Genomic DNA, 20,055 nt, shown 5'->3' on the forward strand with positions numbered 1-20,055 from the left:
CATCATTGGCGGGTGCGCCACGGCGCCCTCACCTGCGGTTCGCGCGGGTGCGGCCGCCGTGGAGGCTCCGGATGACGATGACGGGATTAAGTCCGAGCGCTCACCCTCAGTCGGCGGTGAGGCAGGTTTCCACGGAGTCCGCCAGGTCCGCCATCATCCGTCCATAGAGCTCCGGCCCCGGCGTCAGCGTCACGCCGGTCATGTCGAGAACGCCGATCCTCAGGCCGGTTTCGCCCGCGATCGTGTCGAGCAGCCCGGTATCCGCCCCGGGCTCGGAAAAGGCACAGGACACGGCGTGCTCCGCCACGATGTCCTGCAGGGCGTCGACGGCCGCTGCCGATGGCGCGGCCCCATCTCCCGCCTTCACGCTGCCGGCCACCTCGAGCCTGTAGGTATCCGCGAAATACCCGAAGGCATCGTGCAGGGTGACGATCTCGGTCCCGGCGAACGGTTCGAGCTGGGCCTCGATCCGGGCATCGAGCCGGGTGAGGTCGACGATCGCGGCTTCGGCATTGGCGGTGTAGCGTTCGGCATTTTCCGGGTCGCGCGCGGCGAGCGCCTCGGCCAAAGCACCCAGCCAACCGCGCGCGTTGTCCGGCGACAACCAGGCGTGGGGGTCGACCCCGTCGTCGCCATGCGCATGGGGGTCGTCATGGTCGTCGTCATGGTCGTCATCATGCGCATGGGTGTCGAGGTGATCGTCCTCATTGGCCTCGTGCGGTTCCGGCGCCACCTGTACGAAATCGCGCAGGGTCGTCGCAGGATGGTCGAGCAGCGCGATGGTCTCGGCGCCCGACAGGTCCGCCAGGGCCCGGCCGAGCCAGGGGGTCAGCGCATCCCCGACCCATATCACCAGATCGGCGTTCTCGAGCGCGCGTGCCTGGCTCGGGCGAAGGGAGACCGAGTGGGGGTCGGCCACGCCGTCGAGCAGCAGGGTCGGCTCGGCCACGCCTGCCATCACCTGCGACACCAACGAATGGACCGGCGCGATATCGGTGACCACGGCCGGCGGTTCGGCCCAGGCGGGAAGCGGGGCGAGAAGGGCGGCGACAAGGGGAAGGCGCATGGCTTGTGGAGGCTCCGTTGATGTAATACTATAACGCGCATGTAATATCATAACGTTCCGGGGTGCAACCCATGACCGCAGATCCCTCCGCGGCCTTTCACGATCACGATCACGCGGCCTGTGCCGCCACCGCGCTGTCGCGCGCCGAGGCGATCTGTGCAGACGCCGGCGTGCGCCTGACACCGGTGCGCCGCCGGGCCCTTGAAATCCTGCTCGAGGAACACCGCGCGCTTGGCGCCTACGACGTCCTTGAAAAACTGGCCGCAGACGGGTTCGGCAAGCAGCCCCCGGTGGCCTATCGCGCGCTGGATTTCTTGGTCGAGCAGGGGCTCGCCCACCGCATCCGGCGCCTGAATGCCTTCACCGCCTGCACCACGCCGGGGGATGCGCACGCGCCGGTCTTCCTGATCTGTTCGACCTGCGACGCGGTGGCCGAAGCGCCCGGCGCGGCGGTGCGCGATGCGCTCGACGGTGCGGCCGAGAGCATCGGGTTCGCGGTCACGCGCGCGAGCGTCGAGGCGGTGGGCCTGTGCCCGGCCTGCCGCGAGGCCACGTCATGAGCCTGATCCGGGCCGACCACGTCAGCCTTGCATACGGACGCCAGACGGTGCTGAGCGACGTGAGCCTTGCCATCGAACCCGGTGAGATCGTGACGCTCGTCGGGCCCAACGGGTCCGGAAAAAGCTCGCTCGTGAAGGTGCTGACCGGCCAGATCCGGCCGGACGCGGGCCAGGTGCGGCGCAAGCCGGAACTGCGGCTGGGCTACGTGCCGCAGAAACTGGCGATCGACCAGAGCCTGCCGATGACGGTGCTGCGTTTTCTGAACCTGCCCCGGCGCCGCGACCCGGAGGCGATCCGGCGCGCGGCGGCGGAGACCGGGATCGAGGGGTTGGAGCAGCGCCAAGTCGCGGACCTGTCGGGCGGGCAGATGCAGCGGGTGCTGCTGGCCCGCGCGCTCCTGGTGTCGCCCGAGCTCCTGATCCTCGACGAGCCGACACAGGGCCTCGACCAACCGGGGGAAGCGGCCTTCTACCGTCATCTGGAACGCCTGCGCGACTCGCTGGGCTGTGCCGTCTTCATGGTGAGCCACGACCTCCACGTCGTGATGAGCGCGAGCGACCGGGTGATCTGCCTCAACCACCACGTCTGCTGCGAGGGCACGCCGAAAGTGGTGCGCGATGCGCCGGAATACCGGGCGCTCTTCGGGCAGGGCACGCAGGGCGCGTTGGCGCTCTACCAGCACGACCACGATCATCATCACCACGACCACGAACACGACCACCAGGGCCACGACCATGCTTGACGATTTCCTGGTGCGCGCGGGCCTTGCGGGGATCGGCGTCGCGGTGGCGGCCGGACCCCTGGGCAGTTTCGTGGTCTGGCGCCGGATGGCCTATTTCGGCGACGCGACCGCGCATGCCGCAATCCTGGGCGTGGCGCTGGCGCTGATCTTCTCGGTCCCCGTCACGGCGGGCACGCTGATCGTGGCTCTCGCGATGGCGACCGGGGTGAGCTGGCTGGCCACCCGTGGCCATGCGATGGACGCGACCCTCGGGGTGTTGAGCCACGCCGCGCTTGCCGCGGGTCTGGTGGCCATCAGTTTCGTGCCCGGGGTGCGCGTCGACCTCTCCGCGTTCCTGTTCGGCGACATCCTTGCCGTCGGCAAGAGCGACATCGCGGTGATCTGGGGCGGGGCCGCATTGGTCACGGCGCTGATCGCGTGGCGCTGGTCGCCGCTTCTGACGGCGACGCTGTCCGAGGACCTCGCCGTGGCCTCGGGCATCGACCCGCGCCGCGAACGGCTGGTGCTCACCCTGGCGCTCGCCGTGGTGGTGGCGGTGGCGCTGAAGGTCGTGGGCGCGCTCCTGATCGCCGCGATGCTGATCGTTCCGGCGGCGGCGGCGCGCAGCCTGTCGCGGGTGCCGGAAGCGATGGCGTTCTGGGCAGTGGCCATCGGCGCGCTCGCGGCGCTGGGCGGGCTCGCGATGTCCTATCTCGGCGATACGCCGGCGGGGCCGTCGATCGTGGTCGTGGCGGCGGGCATGTTCCTGCTGACGACGCTGGTGCGCCGGCGCTGAGGCGAAATCCGGCGCGGCGTTCTGAGGGGCGGATGCGCGTCAGGGCAGCAGGTGCAGCCAGACCCAGACGGTGAGGATCGAACAGGCGGTCGCGACCAGCACCGTGGTCGCGTTCACCCGCTTGCTCACGCCGTACATGTTGGCGAAGAGAAAGGCGTTCACGCCGGGTGCCATCGCGGCGGTCACGACGGCCGAGCGGAACTGCGCGTCCGTCAGCCCGGTCAGCGTCCCCATCATCCAGGTCACCGACGGGTGCAGGATCAGCGACACCGCCACCATCCAGGCCACGACCCGCATGTCGCCGCGGGGGCGATAGGCGACAAGCACGCCGCCCAGGCCGAAAAGCGCCGCGGGCAGCGCCGCGCGCGCCACCAGGTCGACCGCGTCGCGCGCAGGGCCGGGCAGAGTGAGCCCCGACAGGTTCGCCGCGATCCCCAGCGCGATCCCGATCACCAGCGGGTTCTTCGCCATCGACCGAGCGACACCTGCGAGCGGCGCGGCGATGCCCGATCCGCCGGAGCGCACGATCTCCATCGCGGTGACGCCGACGACGTAGCAGAACGGCGCATGCAGCGCGATGATCGCGTAGTTCGGTCCGAGCGACTCGGCCCCGAAGGCGCGTTCCATGATGGGAAGGCCCAGGAGGACCGAGTTGGAAAAGAGCGTTGCGAAGCCGATCGCGACGCTGTCCGCCCAGGGCCGGCCGAACAGGAACCGCGCGCCCAGAAGCCCGGCGGCGAAGCCGGAGAGCGCGCCGGTGTAGAACGAGGCGAGGAGCGCGATGTCGAAATTCTCGCCCAGCTCGAGCGTGGAGAGCGCGCGGAACAGGAGCACCGGCACCGCGAAGTTCTGTGCGAAGGTCATGAGACCCTGCACGGCGGTGTCGGCGAATTTCAGTTTCCAGCGCGCGAGGTAGCCGAACCCCAGGACGAGGAAGACCGGCAGGATGACCTCGATCAGCGCCTGCATCAGATCTCGTAGGTGATGGTCATCCCATCGTAGGCGGCCGAGATGTTGTCGGGCGTCTCGGCCTCGATCGTGTCGTGGTCGATGTCGATGTGCATGTTCGTCAGCACGCCGCGCCGGGTCCCCGATTGCGCCAGCCAGCCCAGGGATTTCTCGACGTGCGCATGGGTCGGGTGGGGCGTGTAGCGCAGCGCGTCCAGCACCCAGCAATCGAGATTGTCGAGCGCGCGCCAGGCCTCGGGTTTCATGTCCGACACGTCGGGCAGGTAGGCCAGGTCATGGACGCGGAACCCCAACGCGTCGATGCTGCCGTGTTCCACCTCGAAAGGCGTAAAAGTGATAGAACCGCCGGCGCCCTCGATGGTGAAATCGCTGTCGGCATCGATTGTGTGCAAGTCGAGGATGGCCGGGTAGCTCGATCCCTCGGGCTGGACGAAGGCATATCCGAACCGCGCGAGCAGTGCGTCCTGCGTCGCCCCGTCGGCCCAGACCGGCAGGCGCTGGCGCATGTTGAAGACGATCATGCGCAGGTCGTCGATACCGTGGACGTGGTCGGCATGCGAATGGGTGTAGATCACCGCGTCGAGCGTTCCGACGCCCGCGTCGAGAAGCTGGGACCGCAGGTCGGGCGAGGTGTCGATCAGCACGCGGGTGGTCGCGTCCCCCTCGGTCCGCTCGACCAGCATGGAGCAGCGGCGGCGCGTGTTCTTGGGGTTTTCCGGATCGCAGGCCCCCCAATGCCCGCCGAGGCGCGGCACGCCGCCGGACGAGCCGCAGCCCAGGATGGTGAAGGTGAGCGTCGCCATCAGGCCGCCGCCTTCCAGAACAGGCGTTCGAAGTTTTCCTGCGTGGCGCGGGCGAAGTCCGGGTAGTCGAGGCCGAAGACCTCCGCACCCACACGCGCGGTGTGCGCGGTGAAGGCCGGTTCGTTGCGCTTGCCACGATGGGGCGGCGGGGCGAGGTAGGGGCTGTCGGTCTCCACCAGGATCCGCTCGAGCGGCGCCTGGCCGAAGATGTCGCGCAGGTCGGAGGACCGCGGGAAGGCCGCGATGCCCGACATGGAGAGGTAGAAGCCCAGGTCGAGCGCGGCCTCCGCCAGTCCCGGCCCGGACGAGAAGCAGTGCATGACGCAGGTATAGGCACCGGCGCGGTGCTCTTCCGTCAGGATGCGCGCCATGTCCTCGTCCGCGTCGCGGGCGTGGATGATGAGCGGCAGCCCGGTGCGCCGCGCGGCCTCGATATGGATGCGCAGGCTTTCCTGCTGAATGTCCTTCGAGTCGGCGGTGTAGTGGTAGTCGAGCCCCGACTCGCCGATGCCCACGAACTTCGGGTGCTCGGCCAGTTCGACCAGCTCGTCGACCGAGGCCAGCGGTTCGTCCGCCGCGCTCATCGGATGGGTGGCTGCGGCGAAGTAGATCGGGTCGTGCGCCTCGGCGATCGCGCGGACCTGCGGCACGTTGCGCAGCTTCGTGGCGATCGTGACCATGCGCGTGACACCCGCCTCGCGGGCGCGCGCCAGGACGTCGTCGATCTCGCCTTCGAAGTCGGGGAAGTCGAGGTGGCAGTGGCTGTCGGTGATCTCGGGGTTTTCGGTCATGCGGCCTGGGATGAAGCGGTCTCGTTGATCCTGAAGGTGATATCGAGGATGAGGGCGGCAGGGTCAAGGTTGACCGCCCGCCCGTGCGCGGCGCGTGCCGAGATCTCCTGCGCCAGTTCCGCCCAGCGGCGGGCGCGGCGCATGTCGGGGGCCAGGCGGGCGAAGAGTTCGGTCTCGCCCGGTGCCGCTTCGATCAGCGGAGGCTGGCCGGCCCCGGCGCGTGCGAGTCGCGACAGGAACAGGTCGACGAGATCGAGGATCAGCGCGAAACGCGGCGCATTGGCCGCCCCGGGCGCGCTTTGGGCCAACGAAATCGCGCGCGGCCTGTCATAGCGCGGCGCATGCGCGAAGATCGTGACGAGGTCGGAATAGATCGAAAGCCCGCCCAGTTCGGCAAGCCGCATCGCCTCGCCGACCGAACCGCCGGAAAGCTCCCCCAGCGCCTCGGCATCCGGACCGGGGGCCATCCCGGCGGCGTCGAGCGCCTGGGCCAGCTCGGGCGGGGCCAGCGGCGTGAGCCGAAGCTCGCGGCATCGTGACCGGATCGTGGGCAGAAGGCGCGATGGCTGGTGGCTGACGAGCAGCAGCACGGCACCGCGCGGCGGCTCCTCCAGCATCTTCAGAAGAGCGTTGGCGGCCTGCGTGTTCATCTCGTCCGCCGCGTCCACGATCACCACGCGCCGTCCGCCGCCGGAGGCCGACAGGCCGAAGAAGTCGCGCAGCTTGCGCACCTCGTTCACCCGGATGTCCGCCGACAGCTTGTCGCCCTTGTCGTTGGGACCGCGGCGCAGGAGGAACAACCCCGGTTCGGCCAGCTGCATGGAGCGGCGCATGACCGGGTGCTCGGGGTCGATGTCGAGCGTTTCGGGCGCCGGCGGCGCGCCGAAGAGTCCGTCTTCGCCCGCGGGGGGCGTGGCCAGCAGGAAGCGCGCGATGCGCCAGGCCAGCGTCGCCTTGCCCACCCCGCGCGGGCCGGTGATCAGCCAGGCGTGGTGCAGCCGGTCCGAGTTGAAGGCAGTCAGGAACGCGCGTTCGGCCGCGTCCTGCCCGACCAGCCGCGCAGTTTCGCGCGGATGCGGTGCACCCTCGATCCGGTCGGGTTCAGGAAGCTCGGTCAGGTCGGCCATGGCGTCACTCTAGGGAAATCCCGGGCAGGGGGAAGCGGGTCGGGGCAAATTTCGCGGTCGTGCCGCGTGTCAGCGGGCAAGCTCGCGCGACAGGGCGTCGAAGCGCACGAGCGCGGTCAGCACGTCGGCCAGCTCGGCGACCGGGATCATGTTCGGCCCGTCCGACGGCGCGTTGTCCGGATCCTGGTGGGTCTCGAGGAACACCGCCGACACGCCCACGGCGCAGGCTGCGCGCGCAAGTACCGGGGCGAAGCGCCGGTCGCCGCCCGAGGTGGTGCCTTGCCCGCCCGGTTGCTGCACCGAGTGCGTCGCGTCGAAGACGACCGGGTAGCCGGTCTCGGCCATGATCGGCAGGCCCCGGAAATCCGTGACCAGCGTGTTGTAGCCGAAGGAGGTGCCGCGGTCGCACAGCAGGATGTTCTCGTTGCCCGTCGAGGAGATCTTGGCCGCCACGTTGCCCATGTCCCAGGGGGCGAGGAACTGACCCTTCTTCACGTTGATCGCGCGACCCGTCTCGCCGGCGGCGAGAAGGAGATCTGTCTGGCGGCACAGGAAGGCAGGGATCTGGAGCACGTCGACGGCCTGCGCGGCCGGGGCACATTGGCCGGGCTCGTGCACGTCGGTGAGCACGGGAACGCCGAACTCGTCGCGGATCTTCGACAGGATCGACAGGCCCTCGTCCATGCCGAGTCCGCGCCTGGTGGCGACCGAGGACCGGTTGGCCTTGTCGTAGCTCGACTTGAAGATGAAACGCGCCCCGGCGGCCTCGCAGGCCGCCGCGATCCGCTCGGCCATCATGCGTGCATGATCGAGGCTTTCCAGTTGGCAGGGACCGAGGATGAAGGACACGGGCGCGTCGCCGCCCAGCGTGATGTCGCGGATCGTCACCTGGGTCATTGTGCCATCGCCTCCAGTGCCTGTTCGATGCGCGCGGTGTCGTGCGGGTTGTTGAGCTCCCAGAACACCCGTCCGCGCGCCTCCACCTCGACGCAGCGGACCTTTTCGCCGTTGGCGAGGAACCGAAGCTGTTCGAGCCCTTCGTGTCGTTCGAGCTCGCATTCCCCCCAACCCGCATAATCCAGAAGCGTCTCGCGCCGGTAGGCATAGACGCCGACGTGGTGGAAGACCGGGATCACGTCCATCTCCGCCACCTTCTGCGGGTCGAGCCAGGGCAGCACCTCCTTGGAGAAGTAGAGCGCGTTGCCGAAGCGGTCGCAGACGGCGGTGGTGCCGCCGACCATGCCGCGCCGCCGGTCCTCGACGAAATTGCCGTAGGTCTCGCGGTCGCAGTGGATGATCGGCGTGGCCATGCGTGCCTCGGGGTCGCGGATCATCTCGTCGATCAGCGCCTCGACGAACCACGGCGGCGTGAGGGGCGCGTCGCCCTGGAGGTTAACGACCAGGTCGGCGTCGAGCCCGGCACGCGCCACGGCATCGGCGCAGCGGGCTGTGCCGTTCTCGCATTCGCGCGCCGTCATGATGACGTCCGCCCCGAAGCGGTGGGCCGCATCCTCGATCCGCGGGTCGTCGGTCACGACGAAGACGTCGTCGATACCGGGGACCGCGCGTGCGGCCTCCCACGACATCTCGATCAGCGACTTTGTCGCGCCGTCGGGTTGGCGCACCGGGACGAGCGGCTTGCCCGGGTAGCGGGTCGAGGCATAGCGCGCCGGGATCAGGATCGCGGTCTTCATTTCACGCCGAGCCGAAGCAGGTCGTGCAGGTGAATGATGCCGATGGGTTCGTTGTCGGCGTTGGTGACGAAGAGTGCCGTGACCGCGTGCTCCTCGATGATCGAGAGCGCCCGGCCGACCGGCACGTCCGTCGTCGTGGTGATCGGCGCCGTGGTCATGATGTCGCCCGCCGTGCGTTCGAACAGCCCGTCGATCTGGCGGCGCAGGTCACCGTCGGTGATGATGCCGACGAGCTTGCCGTCCTCCACGATCCCGGCCGAGCCGAAGCCCTTCTCCGAGATCGCCAGCACCGCGTCCTTCATCGGCACGTCGGGGGCGAGAAGCGGCAGCCGGTCGCCCTCGTGCATGATCTGGCCCACGCGGGTGAGCTGCGTGCCCAGCTTGCCCCCGGGGTGGAAGACGCCGAAATCGGTCGAGCTGAACCCGCGCTTGCGGATCAGCGCGGCGGCCAGCGCATCGCCGAGGGCGAGCGTCATGGTCGTGGAACTCATCGGGGCGAGCCGGATGGGGCAAGCCTCGGGCACCTTCGGCAAGAGCAGCTCGCAGTCGGAGGCGAGCATGAGGGTCGAGCCGGGGACAGACGAGATGCCGATGATCGGGATGTCGAACCGCTTGCAGTACTCGATGATCACGAGCAGTTCGGTCGTCTCGCCGGAATTCGAAATGAGAAGCGCGGTGTCCGCTTCCTCGATCATGCCCAGGTCGCCGTGGGCGGCATCCGTGGGATGGATGAAGAAAGCGGGCGATCCGGTCGAGGACAGCGTCGCGGCCATCTTGCGCGCGATGTGTCCGGACTTGCCGACCCCGCTGACGACGACCTTGCCGGGCCGGCCGAACACCATCTCGACCGCGTGTTCGAAATCCGGCGGAAGGGCGTCGGCGAGGCGCGTGAGCGCGCCGGCCTCGGTCAGAAGCACGTCGCGGGCGGTATCGAGAATGGGTGTGGACATGGCCTACTTGACGATCGGGGGCACCGCGCGGGGCCGTTGGATGCAAAAACGAGTGTCACAACAGGGCCGAGAGGTCAACGCAGGGGCGTTGGCAAGGCGCCGCCGATGCGGCAGGAGACGATGTTTCGTCGGGGCGTTGGTACCTGGTCGATTGTCCGAAAATGGAAAGGGATCCGGCGAATTTGGCTGGTTCAAGCACATGGAATGTTCGCCAAGTGAAGGCCGTGCGCGACGCGTCGTGACCCTGGCCCCGGCGCTTGCTTCGCGTCATGGCGCGCGTCCCGGACAATAGCGAAAGTCCCGCCGGACCCCAAGGGCCCCCTGCGGCGGACAGCGGATGCTGGCGCTCGGCGCGATTTGGCGATACTTGGTTTCCATGGAAACTTTCTGGCCGGCCATCCTCTCGCTCGCCGCCGCCGCCATGTGGGGGCTGGGCAACCACGTGCAGCGGATCGCGCTGGACGACACCGACCCCCTGACCGGCGCCTTCGTCTCGGTCGCCACGATGGCCGGGCTGTGCTGGATCGCAGCGCCGTTCCTGGTCGATGCGTCTTGGTGGTGGACGCGCAGCACGCTGATCTTCGCCATCATGGGCATCTTCTTCCCGGCGCTGGGTCAGCGCTTCCAGATCGCCTCGGTCGGGCTGGTGGGGCCCTCGCTGACCGCGTCGCTGTCGGCCTTCACGCCGGTGATCGCGGTGAGCATCGGGGTGCTGTTCCTGGGCGAAGAGGTGGGTGCGCAGTCGCTCGTCGGGCTCGCCCTCATGGTCGCGGGGCTGGCGCTTGCCACCTGGTCGCCACGCGGCATCAAACGCGGCTGGCCCATCTGGGCGATCCTCGTGCCGCTGAGCGCGGCGCTCGTGCGCGGGATCAGCCAACCGGGCCTGAAATGGGGGATGGAGGGCGTGCCGAGCCCGTTCTTCGCGCTCCTCGTCACCGGTACGATGTCGACCCTCGTGCTCGGCCTCATGCTCTGGCCGCGCCACCGGCAGGGGCGCACCCGGACCGGCGCCGGCCTGCGCTGGTTCGTGGCCAACGGCGTGATCAACGGGGCTGGCATCTTCGCGCTCAACGCGGCGCTGTCGCTGGGCGCGCTCACGCTGGTTTCGCCCCTGTCGGGGACCGTGCCGCTCTGGGCGTTGGCCTTCGGTGCGATCATCTTCCGGCGCGAGACGCTGGGCCTCAAGCACCTGGCCATCGCGCTCTGCGTGGTGATCGGCGGCGCGCTGATCCTGACGCGCTGACCGTTCAGCCGGCGAGGTCGACCACCGCCACGTAGCCCCCGTCGTACCCGCGGTAGAAAACCACGTTGCCCGAAACCGCCTGGTTCACCAGCGCGTCCGCCACGACACCGGGCGACAGCGGGCAGTAGCCGATCACCCGCGCGCCCGACAGCTGCTGGCGCCTGGCGAGACTGGTAAAATACCCGTCGCGGCTGTCGTAGGCGGTGAATTTGCCGAACTTGTGGACGTTCGCCCGGTCCTGCTGAAGCACCTGGCCCGCCGTGGTCAGGCGTGCGCCGGACGAGTTGAAATGATCGAAATCGGACCAGTCGGCGGTATAGCGCACGATGACGTTGCCCGGGATACTGGCCGACCCGTCGCTTCCGAAAGCGATGCAATCCTGCGCGGCGGCCGGGGCGGCCAGGGCGCCTGCCAGCGCGAGGGTGGAGAGGAATGTCTTCATCTGAACCTCCTTTGATGGGCCGATGCTAGGGCGCCACCCATGCCCGGGCCATGCGCCAGATCAAGCGGCCGTGCCGCATGGCAAAGCATTTCAGGGCGCGTTATGGGAGGATAAAGGAGACGACATGACGCCCGACATTCCCCTGACCCGTGACCTCGTGCTGATCGGCGGCGGCCATTCACATGCGCTGGTGCTGCGCATGTGGGGCATGAAGCCGTTGCCGGGGGTGCGGCTCACGCTGGTGAACCCCGGGCCGACGGCGCCCTACTCTGGCATGCTTCCCGGCCACATCGCGGGGCATTACACGCGCGAGGAGCTGGACATCGACCTCGTGCGGCTCGCGCGTTTCGCAGGCGCGCGACTGATCCTGGACGCGGCCGAGGCGATCGACCCGCAAGCGCGCCGCATCCGCGTCGGCGGGCGCGAGATCGCCTACGACGTGGCCTCGATAGACATCGGGATTCACGCCCGGATGCCCGACATCGAAGGGTTTTCCGACCATGCCGTCGGAGCCAAGCCGCTCGACCATTACGCCAGCGCGTGGGAGCGCTTCGTGGAGCGCGCGGCGGCGGGCGAGGTGGCGCCGGAGGTCGCGGTGATCGGCGGCGGCGTGGCGGGCTGCGAGCTTGCCATGGCGATGAGCCATCGGCTCCGCACGGCGGGCTGCACGCCCAAGGTCACGCTGATCGAAGCCGACGCGGCGCTCACCGGTTTCTCTGGGCGCGCGCTCTCGCGGGTGCGCCGGGCGCTGGGCCGGCTCGACGTGACGGTGAAGACCGGAACGGTTGTCGAGCGTGTCACGGCAGACGGCGTCCAGCTGGCCGGTGGGACGCATCTGCGCGCGGATTTCACGGTGGGCGCGGCGGGGGCCTTCGCCCACGGTTGGCTGGCCGACAGCCCCCTGCCCACCACCGAGGCGGGCTTCGTCCGGGTGGGCCCCACGCTCCAGGTCGAGGGGCATCCGGAGCTCTTCGCCGTCGGCGACTGCGCCCACCTGGTCGAAACGCCGCGTCCCAAGGCGGGGGTCTTCGCCGTGCGTGCCGCCCCGGTCCTGCTCCACAACCTCAAGGCGCAGCTTGCCGGCGGGACGAACCGGACCTTCCGGCCGCAGAAGGATTTCCTCAAGCTCGTCTCGCTCGGCGGCAAGTCCGCGATCGCGACGAAATGGTCGCTCGCCGCCTCCGGCCCGCTGCTGTGGCAGTGGAAGAACCGGATCGACCAGAAATTCATGGATCGCTTCCGCCACCTTCCGGAGATGAAGCCGGAGCCGCTGCCCGACCCGGTGGCCGAGGGCGTGCGCGCCGAGCTGGGGGACGCAGCGCAGATGCTCTGCGCGGGCTGCGGATCGAAGGTCGGCCCCGGCGTGCTCGGCGCGGCGCTCGAGCGGCTGGGGCATCGCGACATGCGCGACGACGTGCTGACCGGCCCGGGTGACGATGCGGCCGTTCTGGACATCGGCGGGGTGCGGCAGGTTCTGACCACCGACCACCTCCGCGCCTTTACCGAGGATGTCGGGCTCTTCGCCCGGATCGCCACCGTCCATGCGCTGGGCGATGTCTGGGCGATGGGGGCCGAGCCGCAGGCCGCGCTCGTCTCGGTCACTCTGCCCCGGCAGTCCGAGGCGCTTCAGGCGCGCGCGATGGAAGAGATCCTCGGCGCGGTGGACGATGTGGTCTCGGGCGAGGGGGCCCAGGTCGTCGGCGGCCACAGCACGATGGGGCGCGAGACGGTGCTGGGTCTGACCGTCACCGGCCTTCTGGACCGTGACCCGATCACGGTCGAAGGCGCGAAGCCCGGCGACGTCCTGATCCTCACGCGGCCCATCGGGACCGGCACGCTGCTTGCCGGTGAGATGCAGGGCGTGGCGCGGGGCCGCGACGTGGCGGACATGCTTGAGCGGATGGCGCGCCCGCAGGGGGCGGTCGCGGCGGCGCTGGGTGCGGCGCATGCGATGACGGACGTGACCGGCTTCGGGCTTGCGGGCCACCTGGCGGCGATCTGCCGGGCCTCGGGCGTGGGGGCCGAACTGGTGCTGGACGACGTGCCGCTCTATCCCGGCGCGCGCGACCTGGCGGCTCGTGGCATCCGCTCGACCATCCACGCCGCCAACGCCGCCGCCGCGCCGGTTGCAGGGCAGGGGGACGGCGCGGCCTACGCGCTGCTTCATGATCCGCAGACCGCCGGCGGGCTGCTCGCCGCCGTGGCGCCCGGGGACGTGGCGGCGTGCCTGTCCGGCATCGCAGCGGCGGGCGAGACGGGGGCGGTGATCGGCAAGATCGTCGCGGGCCACGGCGTGCGCCTGGCCTAGCCGAACCTCGCCAGCAGGTCGCGGGCCGTCCCGGCCAGCGTATCCTCGGACAGGTCGTCGAGTTCGAGCAACGCCTTCGGCTCCGCATCCCGCCGGATACGCTTGTAGCGCGGGTCGTAGTGCAGTTCGATCAACGCCTCGGCCAGCGCGTGCCAGGCGCCGGCCCGTGCAAGGTCATGCCAGCCATCGACAACCTCGTGCCCGTGGTAGCGGCGCAGCCGGTCGAGCGTGGCGCCCAGCCGCTCGGGGTCTTCGACGATGTCCTGGTAGGTCTCCACGATATGCCCCGCCCGCGCAGCGCGCGGCGCCGTCACCTCGGCATAGTCCGAGGCCCGCATCGCCAGCCAGAGCGATGGCGGGATCAGGAGATCGCCGATCTTGCTGCTTTCGGCCTCCACGAAGATCGGCCGGGCCGGGTCGAGCTTGGTGAGCGTCATGGCGATGGTCGACTCGAACGCCTTCTGGCTGGGCTGCGCGGCCCCCACCTGGCCGAAGAGCGACCCGCGATGCGCGGCGTAGCCTTCGAGGTCGAGGATCTGGCCCCCGGCCGCCGCGATATGGTGCAGGAGCCGCGTCTTGGCGCTGCCCGTCCCGCCGTCGATCAGCACGAAGCGCTGGTCGAGCGGGTCGCGGTGGAGCATGTCCACCACCATCCGCCGGTAGCTGCGATAGCCGCCCTCGATCACCTCGGCCCGCCAGCCGATCTGGCTCAGGATCGAGGCGAAGGAATTCGACCGCTGCCCGCCGCGCCAGCAATAGACCAGCGGGCGCCAGCCGCCGGGGCGGTCGGCCAGCGGTCCCTCGATATGCGTGGCGGCGTTGCGCGCGACCAGCGCGGCGCCGATCTTGCGCGCCTTGAACGGGTCTTCCTGGACATAGATCGTGCCGACCCGCGCCCGTTCGTCGTCATCGAGCACCGGCAGGCTGATCGCCCCCGGCACGTGGTCCTCGGCATATTCCGAGGGCGAACGCACGTCGATGACCTCGTCGAAATCGAGGGCCGCGAAGTCGGACAGGGATGCAAGCTTGAGCGCCATGGGTGTTCCCGCAGGCCGGACCCGGTGCCCGGCCGTGCGGGTGTAACGCAGCCCCGCGGCCATGACCAGCGCCCGGGACGGGCGGGGTCAGGCGAACTCCACCAGGTCTTCGCGCGCGGCGATCTGGAGGTCCTTGAGGAAATGCGGATCGGCCGCGTGTACGCGGTTCCAGGTCGGGATGAAGGGGGTCTCGTGCGGGTTGTCGAGAAACACGTTCCCGGCGCGGATGATGTTCTCGGCGAAGAGCTCGATCGACTTCTCCTCACGGTGCCGGTCGATCACCAGCCCGTTCATCTTGGCGTCGTTGTAGTAGCCGTCGAGCAGGTCCAACGCCATGCGGTAATAGGTGGCCTTGAGCGTGCGGAACACGTTGGGGGTGAAGACCGTGCCATCGGCGGCGAGCTTGCGGAAGATCGCCTTGCAGATGTCCGTCGACATGCGGCTCAGCCCGGTCGAGGCATCGTCTGCCGACAGGTCCTGGTGCTTGTGGTCATAGGCGTCGGCGATCTCCACCTGGCAGACCGACTTGGGCGCGAGGTTGCGCCACGCCTCGGACAGCACCCCGATCTCGAGCCCCCAATCCGAGGGGATGCGCAGATCCGGCAGGATCGCCGTGCGCATCGCGAATTCGCCCGAGAGCGGGTAGCGGAACGAGCGCAGGTAATCGAGGTAGTCGCGGTCCCCGATCACCTTCTTCAGCGCGATGAGGAGGGGCGAGATAAGAAGCCGCGTCACGCGCCCGTTGAGCTTGCCGTCGCCCACGCGCGGGTAGAACCCCTTGGCCACCTGGTAGGGGAAGGTCGGGTTCGCGACCGGGTAGACGAGGCGGGCCAGCATCTCGTTGTCGTAGGTGAGGATGTCGCAATCGTGGATCGCCATCACCGCGCTGTCGGCGCAGCCGATCAGGTAGCCGATGCAGGACCAGACGTTCTTGCCCTTGCCCGGCTCCTGCGGAGCAAGGCCGAGGCGTTCGAGCCGCGCCTGCATTTCCTGCATCCGGGGGCTGTCGTTCCAGATCACGATGTGGTTCTGCGGCAGGCGAGAGAAGAAGTCGCGGGCGTGGCGGTACTGCGCCTCGTCCGCGCGGTCGAGCCCGATGACGATGCGGTGGAGGTAGGGGACCTTCGAGAGCTCGTCGAGGATGTGGGGCAGGGCGGGCCCTTGCAGTTCCGAGAAGAGCGAGGGCAGGATCAGGCTGATCTTGCGGGTCTGTGCGAAGGCCGAAAGTTCGTAGTTCAGTTCCTCGACCCCGCGTGAGCGCAGGTTGTGAAGCGTGGTGATGTTTCCGTTCTGGTGAAAATCAGCCATGCGCAACTCCTGCCTTCGTCAATTCCAATTCATCAATCACTTGGCCCACCGCCTTGTTCCAGCCCTGCGGGCCGGGCAGGTCGATACGCCGGATGCGCCCCTCGGCTTCGCCCATGAGAGGCGGCAGCGGATGGCCGTGCGGATTGGGGATGATGATGCCGATCTCTGCGGCCTCGATCATCTCCGCGTCGTTGGGGGCGTCGCCGAGCGCCATCGTGTGGCGGGGGCGGAGTTCGTCGGTCAGATCCGCCATCGCGTCGGCCTTGGTGCGACCGAAAGACAGGGTCAGGAACCGCCCGCCGCGGCGCGCGGTTATGCGGTGTTCGGCCAGCGCTTTCGTGAAGGTCGCTTCCTGCGCCTCGGTCCCGGACCAGAGCCCCGGCTCGGAAAAGGCCCGCGTCCGCGCCTTTGCGGCCGCCTGCGGGGCAAGCCCCGTGGCCTTCGCGACATCCGCGTCGGTCATGTCGCCGAAGCCCCGGAACGCGCCGCGCAGATCGGCGGGCAAACCGTCGAGCGCTCTGCGCAGGCAGTCGTATTCCTCGCGGTCACTGTCGCCGTCGGCCCCCGGTGCAAGGATGCCTGCGCCATTCTCCACGATCGCGGGCCAGTCGGAGAGGCTCATCTCGTCGCGCAGCGTGGCCACCTCCGGCGCGGTCTTGGACGTCGCCAGCACCACCCCGCCGCCCAGCCTCAGAAGCCGTTCCAGCGCCGGGCGGGCCGGCGTCCAGTCGTAGCTCTCATGATCGAGCAGCGTGCCGTCGAGGTCGGAAAAAACCAGAAGCGGTGGCGGCTGTCGGGTCATGCCGGTCTCTCCGGGTGTGGCCTCATGCTTGAGATGATAGGACAACACACGCCGCAGCGCCGCAACCGTCATTTCCCGCATGCGGCCAAAATGCGCGCCCGCCCTCGGTGGACCGCTGTTCCTTGCCCGCGGATCGCAGTATGCCGGCTGCAAACGGACAGGAGGTGCAGATGACCCGCTATCTTTTCGACCCCGAACCCGTGGCCGCGGTTCCGATGCGGGGCAACGACGCGCTCTACCCGGTGCGCCGGATCTTCTGCGTCGGGCGCAATTACGCGGCCCATGCCGCCGAGATGGGGGGTGAGGTCGACCGGGAGGCGCCGTTCTATTTCACCAAGACGCCGTTTCACCTGTGCGCCTCGGGTCGGACACTGCCCTATCCGCCGGGGACAGGCTCCTATCACCACGAGATGGAGTTGGCGTTCACGCTGGCCCGCCCGGTCTTTCGCGCCGAGCGGGACGAAGCGGGGGCGGCGATCCATGGCTACGCCGCGGCGCTCGACATGACCCGGCGCGACCTGCAGGACGCCGCGAAGGCGGCCCGCCGGCCCTGGAGCCTGTCGAAGGACGTGGAAGGCGCCGCGATCCTGGCGCCGCTGACCCCGGCCGACGCGATGGGAGAGATCGGGCCGCAGCGCATCACCCTCACCGTGAACGGCGAGACGCGCCAGGACGCGCGCCTGTCGGAGATGATCCACGACTGCGCGGGGATCGTGGCGCACCTGTCGGGCTACTATCACCTCGGGCCCGGGGACCTCATCCTCACCGGCACGCCCGCAGGCGTGGGCGCGGTCGCGCCGGGCGACCGCATCCGGGGCGAGATCGACGGGCTCGACCCGGTCGAGCTCACGATCGGCGCGCCGGAGGGCTGACGCCCCGCCTCAGGCCTTCTTCTTCTTGGCCGGGGCTTTCTTCTTGGTGCCCTTCTTCGCGGCCTTCTCGGCGATGAGCTCGACGGCCATCTCCATCGTGACGTCCTCGGGCTTCACGTCCTTGGGCAGGGTCGCGTTGACCTTTTCCCACTTCACGTAGGGCCCGTAACGCCCGTCCATCACGTTGACCGCGCCGCCCTCGTCCGGGTGATCGCCCAGTTCCTTCAACGGCTTGGCCGCCGCGCGCCGGCCGCGGCCGGGGTTGTTGCGCTTCTCGGTGATGAGCTCCACGGCGCGGTTCATGCCGATTTCGAACACCTCGTTCGGATCGGGCAGGTTGGCGTAGACGGGCTTCGCCTCGTCCGGCAGCTTGTGCATCACGTAGGGCCCGAATCGGCCGAAATTCGCGCTGATCGTCCCGCCTTCGGGATGCTCGCCCACCTCGCGCGGCAGGCTGAGGAGCGTGAGCGCCTTCTCAAGGTCCATGTCGTCCACGGACCAGCCCTTGGGCACGCTCGAGCGCTGCGGTTTCTTGTTGTCCTCGGTCACCTCGCCGCGCTGGACGTAGGGGCCGAACCGGCCCGAGCGCAGGCTGATCTCGTTGCCGTCTTCGTCTTCGCCCAGGATCCGGTCGCCGCCGGTTTCCTCGCCGCCGATGGGGCGGGTGTAGCGGCATTCCGGGTAGTTCGAACAACCGATGAAACCGCCCGAACGCGAGGTCTTCAAGTGCAGGTCGCCGCTGCCACAGAGCGGGCACTTGCGCGGGTCCGACCCGTCCTCGCGCGGCGGGTAGAGCTGCGGGGCCAGCGCCTCGTCGAGCTTGTCGAGAACCTCGGAAATCCGAAGCTCGCTGGTTTCGGCGATGGCGGCCGAGAAATCGCGCCAGAACTGGGCGAGCAGCTTCTTGTAGTCCTTCTCGCCCGCCGACACCCGGTCGAGGTCTTCCTCGAGCTCCGCGGTGAATTCGTAGCCCACGTAACGGCGGAAGAAGTTGAGCAGGAACATCGTGACGATGCGCCCCTTGTCCTCGGGGAACAGCCGGTTCTTGTCCTTGCGAACGTATTCGCGGTCCTGGATCGTGGTGACGATCGAGGCATAGGTGGAGGGGCGGCCGATGCCGAGCTCTTCCATCTTCTTGACCAGCGTCGCCTCGGTATAACGCGGGGGCGGCTGGGTGAAGTGCTGCTCGGGCGTGACGCTTTCCTTGGCGGTGGCGTCCCCTTCGGACATCTGGGGCAGGCGGTTGTCGTCGTCATCCTCGATGACGTCGTCGTCGCGGCCTTCCTCGTAGACCTTGAGGAACCCGTCGAAGAGCACGACCTGGCCGGTGGCGCGCAGGCCCACCTGGCCGTCGGCGCTTCCGATCTCGACCGTCGTGCGCTCGAGCTTGGCGCCCGCCATCTGGCAGGCGAGCGTGCGCTTCCAGATCAGGTCGTAGAGCTTGCGCTGGTCGGCTTCCAGCTTGCCCAGCTGGCCGGCATCCAGGCTCATGTCCGTGGGCCGGATGCATTCGTGCGCTTCCTGCGCGTTCTTGGCCTTGTTCTTGTAGACCCGCGGTTCGCCCGGCACGTATTCGGCCCCGTAGCGCGACTTGATCTCTTCACGCGCCGCGGTCACGGCCTCGGGCGCCATGTCGATGCCGTCGGTCCGCATGTAGGTGATGTAGCCCGCTTCATACAGGCGCTGGGCGGTCGACATCGTCTGGCGCGCGCCGAAGCCGAACTTGCGGCTGGCTTCCTGCTGCAGGGTCGAGGTCATGAAGGGGGCCGAGGGGTTGCGGCTGCCGGGCTTGGCCTCGACCGATTTCACGGCGAGATCGCGCGCCTCGATGGCCGATACGGCGAGCCCCGCTTGCTCCTCGTTCTCCAGGTCGAACCGGTCGAGCTTCTTGCCGGCGTAGTTGACCAGCCGCGCCTCGAAGCTCTGGCCGCGCGGCGTCTTGAGCTGGGCTTTCACCGACCAGTATTCGCGCGGGTTGAACGCCTCGATCTCCATCTCGCGCTCGACGATGAGCCGGAGGCAGACCGACTGGACCCGGCCGGCCGAGCGCGCGCCGGGCAGCTTGCGCCAGAGCACCGGGCTCAGGTTGAAGCCGACGAGGTAGTCGAGCGCACGCCGCGCCAGGTAGGCCTCGACAAGGTCGTCGTCCACGTCGCGCGGGTTCTTCATCGCCTCGGTCACGGCGGACTTGGTGATCGCATTGAACACCACGCGGCTGACCGGCGTGTCCTTCTTGATCGCCCGGCGCTTGCGCAGCGCTTCCTCGAGGTGCCAGGAGATCGCTTCGCCTTCGCGGTCGGGGTCGGTGGCGAGGATCAGGTTGTTGTCCTGGGCCAGCGCGTCGGCGATCGCTTTCACATGTTTGCGACTGTCGGTCCCGACCTCCCATTTCATGGCGAAATCGTGCTCCGGGTCGACCGAACCGTCCTTTGGCGGCAGGTCGCGCACGTGGCCGTAGGAGGCAAGCACGGTGTAATCGTTGCCAAGATACTTGTTGATTGTCTTGGCCTTGGCCGGGCTCTCCACGACGACGACTGGCATGTATTTCCTCTCGACTCTGCGCTG

At 68.8% G+C, this 20,055-nt stretch carries 19 protein-coding genes; 6 read left to right on the forward strand and 13 right to left on the reverse strand.

Translation table 11 applies throughout. The annotated features are described in order from the left end of the window. Nucleotides 1-106 precede the first annotated feature (106 nt). Nucleotides 107-1,066, reverse strand: coding sequence for a zinc ABC transporter substrate-binding protein (locus GQE99_RS06350; RefSeq protein ID WP_161350741.1), 960 nt, complete (start codon nucleotides 1,064-1,066; stop codon nucleotides 107-109). A 71-nt stretch (nucleotides 1,067-1,137) separates the two neighbouring features. Between GQE99_RS06350 and GQE99_RS06355 the strand changes: the two genes are divergently transcribed. Genes GQE99_RS06355 through GQE99_RS06365 form a run of 3 tightly spaced genes read left to right on the forward strand, consistent with a single transcriptional unit; the run spans nucleotide 1,138 to nucleotide 3,144 of the window. Next, complete coding sequence (locus GQE99_RS06355; protein ID WP_161350742.1) at nucleotides 1,138-1,626, forward strand: Fur family transcriptional regulator; 489 nt, start codon at nucleotides 1,138-1,140, stop codon at nucleotides 1,624-1,626. Continuing rightward, nucleotides 1,623-2,369, forward strand: a complete 747-nt coding sequence (locus GQE99_RS06360; RefSeq protein WP_161350743.1) for a metal ABC transporter ATP-binding protein — start codon at nucleotides 1,623-1,625, stop codon at nucleotides 2,367-2,369. Before GQE99_RS06355 ends, GQE99_RS06360 begins: the two co-directional genes overlap by 4 nt. Continuing rightward, nucleotides 2,362-3,144 carry a metal ABC transporter permease gene (locus GQE99_RS06365; protein ID WP_161350744.1) on the forward strand — a complete coding sequence of 261 codons (783 nt, stop codon included), beginning with the start codon at nucleotides 2,362-2,364 and terminating at the stop codon, nucleotides 3,142-3,144. Before GQE99_RS06360 ends, GQE99_RS06365 begins: the two co-directional genes overlap by 8 nt. Before the next feature lie 39 nt (nucleotides 3,145-3,183). Here GQE99_RS06365 and GQE99_RS06370 read toward each other — a convergent pair whose 3' ends face one another. From GQE99_RS06370 to GQE99_RS06400, 7 genes are all read right to left on the reverse strand, one after another. Beyond that, nucleotides 3,184-4,113, reverse strand: coding sequence for an AEC family transporter (locus GQE99_RS06370; RefSeq protein WP_161350745.1), 930 nt, complete (start codon nucleotides 4,111-4,113; stop codon nucleotides 3,184-3,186). Beyond that, entirely contained in the window at nucleotides 4,113-4,916 is an 804-nt protein-coding gene (locus GQE99_RS06375) for an MBL fold metallo-hydrolase (RefSeq protein ID WP_161350746.1), read from the reverse strand. Before GQE99_RS06375 ends, GQE99_RS06370 begins: the two co-directional genes overlap by 1 nt. Next, nucleotides 4,916-5,707: a TatD family hydrolase gene (locus GQE99_RS06380; protein ID WP_161350747.1), complete on the reverse strand. Its 792-nt coding sequence runs from the start codon at nucleotides 5,705-5,707 to the stop codon at nucleotides 4,916-4,918. The genes GQE99_RS06375 and GQE99_RS06380 overlap by 1 nt, the downstream gene beginning before the upstream one ends. Then, entirely contained in the window at nucleotides 5,704-6,834 is a 1,131-nt protein-coding gene (locus GQE99_RS06385; RefSeq protein ID WP_161350748.1) for a DNA polymerase III subunit delta', read from the reverse strand. Before GQE99_RS06385 ends, GQE99_RS06380 begins: the two co-directional genes overlap by 4 nt. A gap of 69 nt (nucleotides 6,835-6,903) precedes the next feature. Then, nucleotides 6,904-7,731, reverse strand: coding sequence for a 3-deoxy-8-phosphooctulonate synthase (gene kdsA / locus GQE99_RS06390; protein WP_161350749.1), 828 nt, complete (start codon nucleotides 7,729-7,731; stop codon nucleotides 6,904-6,906). Continuing rightward, nucleotides 7,728-8,528 (reverse strand): 3-deoxy-manno-octulosonate cytidylyltransferase, encoded by an 801-nt coding sequence (locus GQE99_RS06395; RefSeq protein ID WP_161350750.1) that lies wholly within the window; start codon nucleotides 8,526-8,528, stop codon nucleotides 7,728-7,730. Before GQE99_RS06395 ends, kdsA begins: the two co-directional genes overlap by 4 nt. Further along, nucleotides 8,525-9,478 carry a KpsF/GutQ family sugar-phosphate isomerase gene (locus GQE99_RS06400; RefSeq protein WP_161350751.1) on the reverse strand — a complete coding sequence of 318 codons (954 nt, stop codon included), beginning with the start codon at nucleotides 9,476-9,478 and terminating at the stop codon, nucleotides 8,525-8,527. The genes GQE99_RS06395 and GQE99_RS06400 overlap by 4 nt, the downstream gene beginning before the upstream one ends. Nucleotides 9,479-9,854: 376 nt before the next feature. On the opposite strand from GQE99_RS06400, the gene GQE99_RS06405 reads away from it, so the two are divergent. Further along, complete coding sequence (locus tag GQE99_RS06405) at nucleotides 9,855-10,721, forward strand: DMT family transporter (RefSeq protein ID WP_161350752.1); 867 nt, start codon at nucleotides 9,855-9,857, stop codon at nucleotides 10,719-10,721. A gap of 4 nt (nucleotides 10,722-10,725) precedes the next feature. Here GQE99_RS06405 and GQE99_RS06410 read toward each other — a convergent pair whose 3' ends face one another. Next, nucleotides 10,726-11,163, reverse strand: coding sequence for a hypothetical protein (locus GQE99_RS06410; protein ID WP_161350753.1), 438 nt, complete (start codon nucleotides 11,161-11,163; stop codon nucleotides 10,726-10,728). Between the two features lie 124 nt (nucleotides 11,164-11,287). Here GQE99_RS06410 and selD point away from each other — a divergent pair, with 124 nt between their 5' ends. Then, nucleotides 11,288-13,471, forward strand: coding sequence for a selenide, water dikinase SelD (gene selD, locus GQE99_RS06415; RefSeq protein WP_161350754.1), 2,184 nt, complete (start codon nucleotides 11,288-11,290; stop codon nucleotides 13,469-13,471). Here selD and mnmH read toward each other — a convergent pair. The 3 genes from mnmH to GQE99_RS06430 all read right to left on the reverse strand — a co-directional run bounded on the left by mnmH (nucleotide 13,468) and on the right by GQE99_RS06430 (nucleotide 16,618). Beyond that, complete coding sequence (gene mnmH / locus GQE99_RS06420; protein WP_161350755.1) at nucleotides 13,468-14,508, reverse strand: tRNA 2-selenouridine(34) synthase MnmH; 1,041 nt, start codon at nucleotides 14,506-14,508, stop codon at nucleotides 13,468-13,470. The genes selD and mnmH overlap by 4 nt on opposite strands. A gap of 87 nt (nucleotides 14,509-14,595) precedes the next feature. Continuing rightward, nucleotides 14,596-15,816 carry a glycosyltransferase family protein gene (locus GQE99_RS06425; RefSeq protein ID WP_161350756.1) on the reverse strand — a complete coding sequence of 407 codons (1,221 nt, stop codon included), beginning with the start codon at nucleotides 15,814-15,816 and terminating at the stop codon, nucleotides 14,596-14,598. Beyond that, nucleotides 15,809-16,618: an HAD-IIB family hydrolase gene (locus tag GQE99_RS06430; RefSeq protein ID WP_161350757.1), complete on the reverse strand. Its 810-nt coding sequence runs from the start codon at nucleotides 16,616-16,618 to the stop codon at nucleotides 15,809-15,811. Before GQE99_RS06430 ends, GQE99_RS06425 begins: the two co-directional genes overlap by 8 nt. Before the next feature lie 170 nt (nucleotides 16,619-16,788). Here GQE99_RS06430 and GQE99_RS06435 point away from each other — a divergent pair, with 170 nt between their 5' ends. Next, nucleotides 16,789-17,490, forward strand: a complete 702-nt coding sequence (locus tag GQE99_RS06435) for a fumarylacetoacetate hydrolase family protein (protein ID WP_161350758.1) — start codon at nucleotides 16,789-16,791, stop codon at nucleotides 17,488-17,490. A 9-nt stretch (nucleotides 17,491-17,499) separates the two neighbouring features. Here the strand turns inward: GQE99_RS06435 and topA are convergent, their stop codons facing one another. Then, nucleotides 17,500-20,031: a type I DNA topoisomerase gene (gene topA, locus GQE99_RS06440; protein ID WP_161350759.1), complete on the reverse strand. Its 2,532-nt coding sequence runs from the start codon at nucleotides 20,029-20,031 to the stop codon at nucleotides 17,500-17,502. Between the last annotated feature and the right edge of the window lie 24 nt (nucleotides 20,032-20,055).

This window comes from Maritimibacter harenae (assembly GCF_009882975.1).
Taxonomy (GTDB): domain Bacteria; phylum Pseudomonadota; class Alphaproteobacteria; order Rhodobacterales; family Rhodobacteraceae; genus Maritimibacter; species Maritimibacter harenae.